This window comes from Rhizobium anhuiense, assembly GCF_003985145.1.
Classification (GTDB): domain Bacteria; phylum Pseudomonadota; class Alphaproteobacteria; order Rhizobiales; family Rhizobiaceae; genus Rhizobium; species Rhizobium anhuiense.
Window position 1 is genome coordinate 541,331 of sequence record NZ_ML133522.1, and the last position, 12,853, is coordinate 554,183.

The window sequence follows — 12,853 nt, forward strand, 5'->3', positions numbered from 1 at the left end:
TCGAGTGCAAGGCGCTAGCGCATCGGCCCGAAAATCGGAATCGATTTTCGGAAAGCACGATGCGTAAATTCAAGGTGTTAGAGCGTCCATTGTGCGTTCGAAAGCACGCATGGCGCTTTAGGTCGGCCTGGAGCGCCGCGACAATCGCTTTCGATTTTCGGGTAGCGCTTTGGCAGGAGCAGGCATGACTGCCCCATTCGGCATCGATGACGAGGTCAAGAAAAAGGCCGGGCGAAACTCGCACCGACCTTCCTCGATCAGTCTCGATAACGGCTGCCAGTACATCCGTGGTCAGCCGTTAGAGACAGATATGATATCCCTTAAGTAGGGTTTGCTTAATAATCTTCAAGAGCCCACAGCGGTCAGGAAGCCGGCATCCGGCCGGCTTCCTTTGGCCGAGCAGCGGTTACTGCTGGGCAGGGGCAGCCGGCGGAGTGGCCGGTGCCGGTGCCGGTGCGGGCGTTGCGCTGTTGTCGGTCGGAGCGATCGGCTTGGCCGGCGCCGGCTCGGATTGGGTCGTGGAGGCTGTCGTATCCGGCGATGTGCCGGGGGTGCTCCACTGCGAATAGGCGAATGCAGCGACAGCGATCACGGCCAATGCAGCGACCCAGACAACCCACGTATTATTGTTGCGCGCGCTCGGCGTGGTGCGCAGATCCAAATTTGGGTTCAGGGGGCGGTTGGGGTCGTTGGCATTATTGGGGTCGTACGTCATGGTACTTTCTCCTCTTTCGGTGACAGAAGAATGCCGAAGTGGGCATTTTGTTCCGTTCTGGGCCGAAGCGCCTGTGTTGATTGAGTTTTCGTCCTCTTCATTCTTGTCCCGGAGGACGAGATGCCGGCCGATCGGGTGCCCTGCGGACAGCAGCCGCCGCGACCCAATGCCCTTGACATGGCGGGGGCACTTTTGCATGGTTTTCCCATGGGGTCGCGATCACCCCACGAGGCGTCATGCTGAAGAATCGCGTCCAACAGAACCGATCAACGGAGGGACGCGTCATGCCGTCATTTCTCGAAATTTCTCCCGACAAGCTCAGCCGCCTCATCGGAACTCCCGGTGCGCCTTGCATTATCGACGTTCGCACGAAGGAGGACTTCGGGCTCGATCCGCGCCTGGTGCCGGGCTCGATCCGGCGCGACCATACCGAGGTAGCGTCCTGGGCCGGCAGCGTCGATGCCGATTCCGTCGTCGTGGTCTGCCAGAAGGGCAGCAAGCTCAGCCATGGCGTTGCAGCCTACCTGCGCCATGCCGGTATCGATGCCGAGAGCCTCGAGGGCGGCTTCGAAGCCTGGATCGCAGGCGGACCGGCGGTCCCCTGGGAAAAGCTGCCGCGCCGCGACGCGGAGGGACGGACTGTCTGGGTAACGCGCGCGCGGCCGAAGATCGACCGCATCGCCTGCCCCTGGCTGATCCGGCGCTTCGTCGATCCGAGCGCTGTCTTCCTGTTCGTGCCGGCGCCGGAAGTTATCGCCGTCGGAGAACGCTTTGGGGCGGCGCCCTTCGATATCGAAGATGTGTTCTGGAGCCACCGCGGCGAATTCTGCACTTTTGACGTCATGGTCGAGGAGTTCGGACTGGCGTCGGAACCGCTTCTGCGTCTGGCGCGGATCGTCAGGGCGGCGGATACCGCAAGGCCCGACCTCGCGCCCGAGGCGCCTGGCTTGCTTGCGGCGTCGCTCGGCCTCTCCAGGATGTATTCCGACGATCTGGAGCAACTGGAAGCCGGGATGCTGCTCTACGACGCCTTCTTCCGCTGGTGCCGGGATGCGACCGAGGAAACCCACAACTGGCCAGCGCCGAAGAAGAGGGCATGAGATGGCCGAGATGACGGATGCTGCATCCGGCGGCAAAATGGCGGGGGAGGACGCGAATGGGGCGCATCATCACGGCGTCTCGTTTGGTGACGCCTTCAGGGTGTGGCTGCGCGTCGCCGCCTTGAGCTTCGGCGGTCCCGCCGGCCAGATCGCCGTCATGCACCGGATCATTGTCGACGAGAAGCGATGGATCGGCGAGCATCGTTTTCTGCATGCGCTGAATTATTGCATGCTGCTTCCCGGACCCGAGGCGCAGCAGCTCGCCGTCTATATCGGCTGGCTGATGCACCGGACAGCGGGTGGTCTCGTCGCCGGCTTGCTGTTCGTGCTGCCGGGGTTTCTATCGATCCTCTGTCTCAGCTATATCTATGCGGCTTACGGTAACGTCGCCATCGTCGCCGGTCTGTTTTTCGGGCTGAAGGCGGCGGTGCTCGCCGTCGTCGTGCAGGCGGTCATCCGCATCGGCAGCCGCGCGCTGAGGAATAACGTCATGGTCGCTATTGCGGCCGTGGCCTTTATCGCCATCTTCTTTCTCCATATGCCGTTCCCGCTGATCGTGCTCGCGGCCGGCATCGCCGGCTTTGTCGGCGGCAGGTTCGGGCTTGCGGCCTTCCGGACGGGCGGTGGCCACAAGGCCGGAAGCGGCCCGGTGCTGTCGGATGCCGAGTCGGCGCTCGGCGAGGGCATACCGGTGCATGCGCGCCCTAATCTTGCCTGGTCGCTGCGCATGTCGGCCGCGCTGCTCGCCCTCTGGCTCGCTCCGCTCGCCGTGCTCTACGCAACCTTCGGTGCCGACAGTGTCTTTACCCAAATCGGCCTGTTCTTCAGCAAGATGGCGGTCGTCACCTTCGGCGGCGCCTATGCCGTGTTGGCCTATGTCGCGCAGGAGGCCGTGCAGCATTTCGGCTGGCTGAAACCCGGCGAGATGCTGGATGGTCTCGGCATGGCCGAGACGACCCCGGGGCCGCTGATCATGGTCGTGCAGTTCGTCGGTTTCATGGGCGCCTACCGCGATCCAGGAGCACTGAACCCGATGCTTGCTGCCACGCTTGCGGCGATGCTGACGACGTGGGTCACCTTTGTGCCCTGTTTCCTCTGGATCTTCCTCGGCGCGCCCTTCATCGAGAAACTGCGCGGCAACATCGCGCTTGCCGGCGCGATGTCGGCCATAACGGCGGCGGTCGTCGGGGTCATTCTCAACCTCGCCATCTGGTTTGCCCTGCACACGCTGTTTGCCGAGGTCGCGACCGTCGGCCTTGGCGGCTTGCGGCTCGATATCCCCGTGCTGCAATCGGCTGTGCCGGCGGCTATGGCGCTGTCGGCCGCTGCTGCCGTCGCCATCTTCCGCTTCAAGGCTTCCGTGATCGCGACGCTGCTCGCCTGTGCTGTTGCAGGGATGATCTGGACGCTGGCGGTGAACTAGAGCCGTGCGTCCTTTCGGACGCACAAAGGACGCTCTAATACTTCAGACCTCCGCATCGTGCGGGACGATCCGCTAGACTAGGCTTCCGCCCCATCCGCGGGAATGCGCGTGGCGAGCATCTTGTCGATGCGCATGCCGTCCATGTCGAGCACTTCGAAGCGCCAGCCGTCGAAGAGAAAGGTTTCGCCGGCTTCGGGGATGTGCTGGAGCTGATGCAGCGCGAAGCCCGCAAGCGTATGGAAATCGGCATCCGGACGATCGCGCAGGCCCAGCCGTTCGAAGGCGTCGAAGGCCGGCATCATCGCATCGATCAAGAGCGAGCCGTCTTCCCTGACGACGATGTCGGGCTCTTCATCGGATCCCGGCAGGTCGCCGGCGATGGCTTCGAGCAGATCGGTCTGGGTGACGATGCCTTCGAGGCTGCCATATTCGTCGATGACGATGGCGAGGCGAACGGGCGAGGCCTTGAAACTGTCGAGCACGCGGACGACCGAGGTGCCCTCATGCAGCACCAGCGGCTGCTTGATCACCTCCATCGGCCGGACCTTGCCGCCGTCCAGAACCTGGTCGAGAAGGTCCTTTTTCAACACCATGCCGATCGGTTCGTCGATCGAGCCACGCGCGACCAGCAACTGCTCATGGCCGCATTCGCGGATGGTCTTCAGGATCTCGGCGTCGCTGTCGTCGGCGTCGAACCATTCGATATCGAGACGCGGGGTCATGATGTCGGAGATCGGTCTGTCGCCGATGTTGAACACCCGCTCGACCAGTTGCTGCTGCACCTGGTTGAGAAGGCCGGCCTCCTGGCTCTCGGCGACCAGCAGCTTGAGCTCCTGCGGCGAATGGAACGACGATTCGCCGGTTCCGGCGCGAAGACCCACACCGCGCAGCACGAGGTTGCCCATGCCGTTCAGGGCAAAAATCGCCGGCTTGAACAGCAAGAGGAAGAACCCGAGCGGACGCACCACAGCAAGCGAGGTGGCCTCGCTGCGCTGAAGCGCCAGGCTTTTCGGCGCGAGCTCGCCGAGCACGATGTGCAGCGCCGTGATGATGACGAAGGCAATGACGATGGCGACGGTATGCGCGCCTGTCGCCGCCCATTGCCCGGGCAGCCAGGACAGCAGAGGCTCGATCAGGTGCGCAAGCGCCGGCTCGCCGACCCAGCCAAGGGCGAGCGACGAAATGGTGATGCCGAGCTGAGTGGCTGCGAGGTTGGCATCGAGATTGTCGACGGCGCGCTGAAGTGCGGAGGCATTCATGCGGCCTGCCGCGGCAAGTTCCGTGACACGGCTGCGCCGCACCGACACCAGTGCGAATTCGGCGGCGACGAAGAAGCCATTGGCGGCCACGAGAAGCAACACGGCTAGTATCCCGACATAGTCGAAGAGCCCGCCCGCGGATTCGGACATGTTTCCCTACCTCTGAATTGATGCGAGTCCGAAACTACACGCTCGGACAGAGGTAGCAAGGCGCAGCCGCATTCTTGCTGCACGCGATGTGGATGTCGGGTTGCCGTCATCGGGTGACCGCTGCCGCGTCATCTCTTCGGTGCTTCGAAGAGTTCGATCGGGTTTCCGGCCGGGTCTTCGAGGAGGATTTGCTTGCCGCCCATGCCCTGCACGATCTCGTTGCGAAAACGCGCGCCGGCCTGGCGCAGCGTGGCGACTTCGGCTTCCAGATCCGCGACTTCGATCTGGATGCGATTCCATCCGCCGGGCTCGGGCTTTCGTCCGTCTGGCATCGCCTGAGACGCTCCGCCCGGTCCCGTTACGCCGCTGACGAGCAGACGAAAGCCGTCCCTGGTGAGGATGGCGAAGCTGGGCGCGGGATGAAGCGCGATCGAGAAGCCGAGATGTCTCGTGTAAAATTCCAACGCGACGTCGACGTCGTCGACGATATAGCGCACGCTGATGCCGGGCATGATTTCCTCCACTGTCTCTAGAGCGATCCCGCACGACAGTCCCGACGGCGCCAAGCGCTCGTTCGGAGGCAGGGACACGCTGCATTATTTGAATCTGCGCCCAATTCTTCCGAAAATCGAATCCGATCTTTTGGCGCTATGCAGCGATTGTGCCGTGTCGGGTAAAACGGCTCTTCGTCATAGTGTATAAGACTAACCTAAAATATTAGCCGCAACCCACAGCCATCGGATTCTATTACGAAAATTTAATTTATATTTCAGTTTCGGTTCATCTTTTCAGCCCTAGTTTGTTCCCGTGCCAACACGAGGAACCCGACATGAAAAAGATTCTTGCAGCTCTTCTTTCCGCCTCCTTTCTTCTGTCTCCGATGATTGTCTCCCAGGCCAGTGCTGACGATTATCGCCGTCCGCCTGTCGTGCAGAAGCGGGTGATCGTTGAGAAGAAGGTCATCCGGCCGCATTGGAAAAAGGGATACCGCGTCAATGCCAGCGAGCGTCGCCGGTTCTCCGATGTCAACGACTACCGCCGCTATCGGCTGGCGCCTCCGCCGCGCGGTTATCGCTGGGTCCGCGCTGACAATGACTACCTGTTGATCAGCGTCACCAGCGGCATCATCTCCAGCATCATTACCGTCCGTTGATCGCAGATGGATGAGGAAAGAGGACGGATTTGGCTGCCCTCTTTCCAACTGAGGGCAATGAGTATCGATAGGTATCCTCGTTCTCTCCGTCAGTCCTGCGACAGGCGCAGGTGAGGGAGGGGTTGCTCTCGCCGGTGATCGGTTAATCCTGCCGGCGCAAAGGCATTACCCGGTCAGCGATGATGCCGAGAAATCCCTTCGGTTTGCGGGTTTCAGTCTCAGGGTCCGGTGGATACGTCAGCGGATGAAGTCCTTCGATTGTTGGCAAGGGATCGCATTCCTGGCAGATGCAGCGGTAGGATTTGATCGCCGTCGCTTTCATGCTGCCTGCCGGCTCCAACTGGCGAAGGGATCAGGCAGTTTGCGCCAGCGTTCCGGTGCAAACACCGTGGTGTCGACCAGACAGGCGTCGAGTTCCTTCCTGATCCAGGCTTCGTCCATCGGATCGGCGCCGATGAAAACGATTTCCTGGCGGCGGTCGCCCCAGACCGGGTCGAGATAGGGGCCGATGGCGCGCATGAAGCCTGGCTCTTCGGGCCATTGTTCGCGGGGTACGGCCGCCCACCACAGACCCATTTTGCCGGTACGAACGATCGCGCCCGCCTGGCTGATCTCGCCGACATGATGCGGCCGGGTCGCCAGCCAGAAGAAGCCCTTGGCGCGCACCACGCCCGGCCAGCTTCTGTCGAGGAAGGCTTGCAGCTTTGCCGGATGGAAGGGCCGTTTTTCGCGATAGACGAAGGAGCGGATGCCGTATTCCTCGGTCTCCGGCACGTGATCGCGGAAGCCGTGCAGCTCCTTGTACCAGAGTGGATGGGTCTCGGCCTTGTCGATGTCGAAGCGGCCGGTGCCGAGCATTTCGTTCAGCGCCACCCTGCCGAAATCCGCCTCGATCAGCTTGGCATCGGGGTTGAGGCCGGTGACGATCTTGCGGGCGGCGTCGCGCTCTTCCTCGCTGGCCGTGCCGACCTTGTTCAGCACCACGACATCGGCGAATTCGATCTGCTCGACCAGCAGGTCGACGATGGTCCTGTTGTCGCCGTCACCCGCCGTTTCGCCGCGGTCGGCGAGGAAATCGGCTGAGGCATAATCGGCAAGCAGGTTGGCGGCGTCGACGACGGTCACCATGGTGTCGAGCCTTGCGACGTCGGAAAGGCTTTGGCCGTTCTCATCTCGAAATTCGAAGGTGGTGGCGACGGGCAGGGGCTCGGCAATGCCGGTGGATTCAATCAGGAGGTAATCGAAGCGGCCCTGGTCGGCGAGCTGGCGCACCTCGTTCAACAGGTCGTCGCGCAGTGTGCAGCAGATGCAGCCGTTGGTCATTTCGACAAGCTGCTCCTCGGTGCGGGAGAGATTGGCGCCGCCGTCGCGCACCAGCGCCGCGTCGATATTCACCTCGCTCATGTCGTTGACGATGACGGCGACGCGCAAACCTTCGCGATTGGCGAGCACATGGTTGAGCAGCGTCGTCTTGCCGGCGCCGAGGAAGCCTGAAAGCACGGTGACGGGAAGTCTATTGTCCATGGGAACCTCATCGAATTATTAATGTTATATCATTACATGGATTGCGCTGAAAAAAGGCGGAACGGGGGTGTCCGCCTTCTTCCGCTTCAGCTTTCTCCAAAACGTCGCGTGTCCGGCAGGACGCGCAGCGCGGCGCATGACAATCATGCGCCGGAGAGGCAGCCCTTAATGCTGTTGGCGATGCCGCGCATGAGGGTGAAGTAGAGATCGGGGCCGGCCTTCAGCGTCGCCGCTTCGGGGTCGAGCACGCCTGATTTGGCGTGCGTGCCTTCGATGACCACATCGACGAGGCGCGGTTCGAACTGCGGCTCGGCAAAGACGCAGGTGGCGCCGAGTTGCCCGACCTTGCTGTGGATTTCCGAAACACGCTCGGCGCCGGGAATGGTTTCCGGGCTGACGGTGATCGAGCCGGCGACCCGGATGCCGTAGCGATGCTCGAAATACTGGTAGGCATCGTGGAAGACGATGAAGGGCTTGTCCTTGACGGGAGCGACAATGCCCTTGATCTCGGTATCCAACGCATCCAGCTTGTCGTCGAGAGCCTTGGCGTTGCCCTGATAGGTCAGCGCATTGGCGGGATCGGCGGCGACCAGCGTCGTGGTGATCATGGCGGCCATCGCCTTGGCATTCATCGGGTCGAGCCAGAGATGGGTGTCGAAGGCGCCGTGGTCGTGGTGATCGTCGGCAGCATGCGTGGCTTCGGCATCGTGATGTTCGTGACCGGAGGCAGTGTCGTGCTCGTCGCCGTCATCGTGCGCTTCAAAGGCGCCGCCCTCGCGGAAGGGGAGTTTGACGAGGCCGGGCGCTTCATCGAGTGCAGCGATGCTGGCATCCCGGCCGAGCGCCTGCAGTGGCTTTTCGAGAAAGGCCTCGAGGCCGGGACCGACCCAGAAAATCACCTTGGCGTCCTGCAAAGCGCGGGCATTCGACGGCTTCAGACTGTAGGTGTGCGGGGAGGCGGCGCCGTCGACGATCAGTTCCGGTTCGCCGACGCCCTGCATGATCGCCGAAACCAGCGAATGGATCGGCTTGATCGAGGTGACGACGACAGGCGCATCGGCGGCCCGCATCGTTCCGGCAAAGAGCAAGGCGGGGATTGCGACGCCCATGATTGCGAGAGCCGGTATTTTGAAGGCCAAGACTTTGAGAAATGGCCCCAGGGCACGTTGCATCAGTGTGCTTCCCTTGAATTACAATTGTTATGTTATTACATCAATTGCGTTATGCTATAACGTGTGCAATAGCAGGACGCAACAGCACTTTCGGAAAATTTGATGCTCTCTCCCGCAAAGACCCTCGGTAGTGTCAGGGCCGAACCGCTGGTTTCGCTTGAAAATGTCGGCGTTCTCCGCAATGGCCGCTGGCTGGTGCGCGGCGTCGATTTTTCCGTCTCGCGCGGCGAGATCGTTACCCTGATCGGGCCGAACGGCTCCGGCAAATCGACGAGCGCCAAAGCGGCAATCGGCGTGCTGAAGCCCGACGAGGGCAGGGTGGAGCGCAAGGCCGGCCTCAAGGTCGGCTATGTCCCGCAGAAGCTGTCGATCGACTGGACCCTGCCGCTTTCGGTGCGTCGGCTGATGACGCTGACCGGCCCGCTGCCCGAGCGCGACATGCTCTCGGCGCTCGAATCCGCCGGCATCGCCCATATGCTCGATGCCGAAGTGCAGCATCTTTCCGGCGGCGAATTCCAGCGGGCGCTGATGGCACGCGCCATTGCCCGCAAGCCGGATCTGCTGGTGCTCGACGAGCCGGTGCAGGGGGTCGATTTCTCCGGCGAGATCGCCCTCTACGATCTCATCAAATCGATCCGCAACGCCAGCGGCTGCGGCATTCTGCTGATCTCGCACGATCTCCACGTCGTCATGGCCGAGACCGACACCGTCATCTGCCTCAATGGTCATGTGTGCTGCCGCGGCACGCCCGAATCCGTCAGCCGCAGCCCGGAATATGTGCGCCTGTTCGGCAGCCGGGCGGCGCAGACGCTGGCCGTCTACAGCCATCATCACGATCATACGCATCTGCCGGATGGGCGCGTGCAGCATGCGGACGGCACGGTCACCGATCATTGCCACGCCGATGACGGGCATCACGCGCATGACGGCGGCCATGCGCACGACCACGGGCATGACGGGCATGACCATGGGCATGCCGGTGATGGCCACACGCATCCGCACGCCCATGAGCATGCGGCGGGAGATCGCCATGCTTGACGATTTCTTCGTGCGCGCCATCCTTGCCGGCGTCGGGCTGGCGCTGACGACGGGGCCGCTCGGCTGCTTCATCATCTGGCGGCGCATGGCCTATTTCGGCGATACGATCGCCCATTCGGCGCTGCTGGGCGTCGCATTGTCGCTGCTCTTCGAACTCAATCTGACACTGGCCGTGTTTGCCGTCGCCGCCCTCGTATCGGTGCTGCTGCTGTTCCTGCAGAAGCGCCAGGCGCTGTCGGCCGATGCGCTGCTCGGCATCCTCTCGCATGCGACCCTTGCGATCGGCCTCGTCATGGTCGCCTTCATGAGCTGGGTGCGGATCGATCTCATCGCTTTCCTGTTCGGCGATATCCTTGCCGTTTCCACGACCGACATCGCGCTGATCTGGGGCGGTGGGCTCTTCGTTCTCGTGGCAATGGCCTGGCTGTGGCGGCCGCTGCTGGCGGCGACCGTCAATGCCGAGCTCGCCGAGGCCGAGGGGCTGAAGCCGGAGCGGGCGCGGCTGTTCTTCATGCTGCTGATGGCCGTCGTCATCGCGATTGCCATGAAGATCGTCGGCATCATGCTGATCACCTCGCTGCTGATCATTCCGGCGGCTGCGGCGCGGCGCTTCTCGTCGACGCCTGAGGTCATGGCGGTGCTCGCCTCGCTGATCGGGGCCATCGCCGTCGTCGGCGGGCTGTTCGGTTCGCTCACCTACGACACGCCCTCCGGCCCCTCGATCGTGGTTGCGGCGCTGATCCTCTTCATGCTCAGCCTGCTTCCCCTCAGGCGCCATCGCGCGGTCATGCAAGGACAAGGCTCATGACGACACCGCAATTGACCAAGAACCAGTCGCTTGTTTTCGATGTGCTCGAAAAGGCCGATGGGCCGCTCAGCGCCTACACCATTCTCGACAAGCTGCGCGATCACGGTTTTCGCGCGCCGCTGCAGGTCTACCGGGCGCTGGAGAAGCTGCTCGAATATGGCGTCGTGCACCGGCTTGAAAGCATCAACTCCTTCGTCGCCTGCGCCCATCCCGGCGACGACTGCCACAGCCACGGCATCGTCGCCTTCGCGATCTGCGAAAGCTGCGGCCAGGTGATGGAGTTCCACGACCATGAAGTCGACCATCGGCTGATGGCCTGGGTGCGCGGCCAGAAGTTCAAGCCGGAAAAGACGACGATCGAGATCCGCGGATTGTGCGAGGCCTGTGCGGCCTGATTGGAGCGGGTTGCGGCCGTTTCCCGATGCGCCACGTCTGGTGAGAACGCCACCCACCTCATTCCTGCAACACAGGAGCAATCGCGTGACGAAAACCGACCTCTCCGACCGCTACCGCGATTACATTGCCTGCCTGAACAGCCAGGACTGGCAGAAGCTAGGGCAATTCGTCGACGACGGCGCGATCCATAACGGCCGGCGGCTTGGGCTGTCGGGTTACGTCGCCATGCTCGAGCGGGATTTCGATGAGATTCCCGATCTCCATTTCAATGTCCTGATGCTGATCGCCGACCCGCCTTACGTCGCTTGCCGGTTGGGCTTCGACTGCACGCCGAAGGGAAAATTCCTCGACCTCGAGGTCAACGGTAGGCGCGTTGCCTTCAGCGAGAACGTGATCTACGAATTTCGCCACGGAAAGATCGTCGAGGTCTGGTCGGTGATCGACAAGGTGGCAATCGAAGCTCAGCTTCGAGGCGAGAGGTGATTGCACGGTCTTGCGGTTTGCCGACCTTGGTGGGTTCTGACGGAACGGTGGCGGAGATGGGTTGATCGCGTCGACCATAAAATTCTTCTGCAGGTGGCAAATTGGCGAAACGAACCGGCCGTTTCCCGGGATGAAAACGGCGCGGTCTTCGGGCCAGTCAGAAAGAGATATCGAGCCCTGACCGAGAAACACCAGGGGACATTGACGTCGCCGCCAGCTCGAGCAAGGGCAAAATCGGTGGCAGGTTGCGGTAAATTCGACGAAGAATTGTGTGCCCGACGGGCAGCTCCGCGAGCGTTTGGTGTAAGAATCGGAAACACTTTGTGACTAAGTGTCTCCAAAAGCAGCGTTTTTCGACTTGCTGCGCGCGACGACATGACGGATATTGTTTAAACGTTGAGGAAGCCGTCATGATCAGAATGATTGAAAACCCTGCCGAGCTGGCGGGCGAAGATATCACCGGCAAATATATTCTCCGGAAGCTGAACTATCATTGGTTCGCTTACGGCAAGGCAGCTATCGTGACCGCTTGCAAGGGAACGATCCTGCATCTCGAACGGGAAGAGACGGTCTATTCCGAGCGCTGGGGTCGCCGCGCCTATACGGGCAGCGGCAAACGTTATCCCGGCGGCATCTGTCCCATTTCGGCGGTCGCTTGCGTCTGCGATACACCTGACGACGTCAATGCCGTCATCCAACTGGATGTCGAAGCGCAGGACGAATTCTATCAATTGATCGCCAAGGCCGAAGCCAGGGTTCAGGCTCTTGCCTCTTCCTCACGGAACAGCCAGTTTCTCGAAGCCGCCGAATAAGGCACTCTTCCGCGAAATCGGGCTGGGCCGTCATTTCGAGGCGTCGGGGATCGATGCGAGGTCTCCACTGGAGTGGCTACGGCAGCTATTGGCCCGGCTGCGATTAGTCGATGCCGGCAATACCCGACCAGACTCTATATAGCACTTCGGAATCCCGAAATTGGTTGCGGCATTGAAATCATTGGCTGTTTCTCTCCGTCCACACCTCACGAAACGCCGCGAATTTCGGAATCCCGAAGCGGCGTTTTTCTTGATTGGATTGCCAATGGCAACAACTCTGTGGCGCGTCACCCGATCTGCTTGAGATCGCGGGCGAAGCGTTGCCAGTTGGCGACGTAGTTTTCCGCCGAGCGGCGGATGGCTCCGATTGCCGCTTCGTCGAGCGTGCGCAGGACGCGGGCGGGTGCTCCGACGATCAGGGAGTTGTCTGGGAATTCCTTGCCTTCGGTGACCAGTGCATTGGCGCCGACGAGGCAGTTGTTGCCGATTTTCGCACCGTTGAGGATGGTGGCGCCCATGCCGACCAGCGCGTTGTCGCCGATGGTGCAGCCGTGGAGAATGGCGTGATGGCCGATGGTGCAGCCTTTGCCGATCGTCAGCGGGAAGCCCATGTCCGTATGGGCCATCACGCCCTCCTGGATGTTGCTGCCTTCGCCGACGGTGATCTTCTCGTTGTCGCCGCGCAGCACTGCGCCGAACCAGATGCCGACATTCTCGCCGAGCTCGATTCGGCCGATGATGTTGGCATCCGGTGCGATCCAATAGAGGCCGGCGGCGGGCAGTTTCGGCGTCGATCCGCCGAGCGCATAGACGGGCATGA

Annotated in this window: 15 protein-coding genes; 8 read left to right on the forward strand and 7 right to left on the reverse strand. The window is 61.8% G+C overall.

Annotated elements, in window-relative coordinates; genetic code table 11:
• Positions 1-406 precede the first annotated feature (406 nt).
• The gene (locus EEQ99_RS08710; protein ID WP_047610744.1) at positions 407-715 is read right to left on the reverse strand and encodes a hypothetical protein; all 309 of its coding nucleotides are present in this window, start codon (positions 713-715) and stop codon (positions 407-409) included.
• 284 nt (positions 716-999) lie between these two features.
• On the opposite strand from EEQ99_RS08710, the gene EEQ99_RS08715 reads away from it, so the two are divergent.
• Together EEQ99_RS08715 and chrA are read left to right on the forward strand one after the other, a co-directional pair.
• On the forward strand, positions 1,000-1,815 hold the full coding sequence (locus EEQ99_RS08715) for a chromate resistance protein ChrB domain-containing protein (protein WP_127430237.1): 816 nt from the start codon (positions 1,000-1,002) through the stop codon (positions 1,813-1,815).
• Position 1,816: 1 nt separating this feature from the next.
• Positions 1,817-3,238 (forward strand): chromate efflux transporter, encoded by a 1,422-nt coding sequence (gene chrA, locus EEQ99_RS08720; RefSeq protein WP_127430238.1) that lies wholly within the window; start codon positions 1,817-1,819, stop codon positions 3,236-3,238.
• Between the two features lie 77 nt (positions 3,239-3,315).
• Here the strand turns inward: chrA and EEQ99_RS08725 are convergent, their stop codons facing one another.
• Positions 3,316-4,647 carry a hemolysin family protein gene (locus tag EEQ99_RS08725; RefSeq protein ID WP_063474657.1) on the reverse strand — a complete coding sequence of 444 codons (1,332 nt, stop codon included), beginning with the start codon at positions 4,645-4,647 and terminating at the stop codon, positions 3,316-3,318.
• Between the two features lie 128 nt (positions 4,648-4,775).
• Entirely contained in the window at positions 4,776-5,159 is a 384-nt protein-coding gene (locus tag EEQ99_RS08730) for a VOC family protein (RefSeq protein WP_047611743.1), read from the reverse strand.
• Positions 5,160-5,476: 317 nt separating this feature from the next.
• Between EEQ99_RS08730 and EEQ99_RS08735 the strand changes: the two genes are divergently transcribed.
• The gene (locus EEQ99_RS08735; protein ID WP_063474658.1) at positions 5,477-5,800 is read left to right on the forward strand and encodes an RcnB family protein; all 324 of its coding nucleotides are present in this window, start codon (positions 5,477-5,479) and stop codon (positions 5,798-5,800) included.
• Positions 5,801-5,942: 142 nt separating this feature from the next.
• Here EEQ99_RS08735 and EEQ99_RS08740 read toward each other — a convergent pair whose 3' ends face one another.
• The 3 genes from EEQ99_RS08740 to EEQ99_RS08750 form a co-directional block, all read right to left on the reverse strand.
• Positions 5,943-6,122 (reverse strand): hypothetical protein, encoded by a 180-nt coding sequence (locus tag EEQ99_RS08740; RefSeq protein ID WP_063474659.1) that lies wholly within the window; start codon positions 6,120-6,122, stop codon positions 5,943-5,945.
• Positions 6,119-7,324, reverse strand: a complete 1,206-nt coding sequence (gene zigA / locus EEQ99_RS08745; protein ID WP_063474660.1) for a zinc metallochaperone GTPase ZigA — start codon at positions 7,322-7,324, stop codon at positions 6,119-6,121. Before zigA ends, EEQ99_RS08740 begins: the two co-directional genes overlap by 4 nt.
• 143 nt (positions 7,325-7,467) lie before the next feature.
• Positions 7,468-8,496, reverse strand: a complete 1,029-nt coding sequence (locus EEQ99_RS08750) for a zinc ABC transporter substrate-binding protein (protein WP_063474661.1) — start codon at positions 8,494-8,496, stop codon at positions 7,468-7,470.
• 102 nt (positions 8,497-8,598) lie between these two features.
• On the opposite strand from EEQ99_RS08750, the gene EEQ99_RS08755 reads away from it, so the two are divergent.
• From EEQ99_RS08755 to EEQ99_RS08775, 5 genes are all read left to right on the forward strand, one after another.
• Positions 8,599-9,534, forward strand: coding sequence for an ATP-binding cassette domain-containing protein (locus tag EEQ99_RS08755; RefSeq protein WP_063474662.1), 936 nt, complete (start codon positions 8,599-8,601; stop codon positions 9,532-9,534).
• Positions 9,527-10,342: a zinc ABC transporter permease subunit ZnuB gene (gene znuB / locus EEQ99_RS08760; protein WP_063474663.1), complete on the forward strand. Its 816-nt coding sequence runs from the start codon at positions 9,527-9,529 to the stop codon at positions 10,340-10,342. The genes EEQ99_RS08755 and znuB overlap by 8 nt, the downstream gene beginning before the upstream one ends.
• Positions 10,339-10,737, forward strand: coding sequence for a Fur family transcriptional regulator (locus EEQ99_RS08765; protein WP_047610731.1), 399 nt, complete (start codon positions 10,339-10,341; stop codon positions 10,735-10,737). The genes znuB and EEQ99_RS08765 overlap by 4 nt, the downstream gene beginning before the upstream one ends.
• An 85-nt stretch (positions 10,738-10,822) precedes the next feature.
• Positions 10,823-11,221 carry an ester cyclase gene (locus EEQ99_RS08770; protein ID WP_047610729.1) on the forward strand — a complete coding sequence of 133 codons (399 nt, stop codon included), beginning with the start codon at positions 10,823-10,825 and terminating at the stop codon, positions 11,219-11,221.
• 410 nt (positions 11,222-11,631) lie between these two features.
• Positions 11,632-12,033, forward strand: a complete 402-nt coding sequence (locus EEQ99_RS08775; RefSeq protein WP_047610727.1) for a hypothetical protein — start codon at positions 11,632-11,634, stop codon at positions 12,031-12,033.
• A gap of 287 nt (positions 12,034-12,320) precedes the next feature.
• Here EEQ99_RS08775 and EEQ99_RS08780 read toward each other — a convergent pair whose 3' ends face one another.
• A complete protein-coding gene (locus EEQ99_RS08780; RefSeq protein ID WP_097542206.1) occupies positions 12,321-12,851 on the reverse strand; it encodes a gamma carbonic anhydrase family protein in 531 nt (176 codons plus the stop codon).
• Positions 12,852-12,853 lie beyond the last annotated feature (2 nt).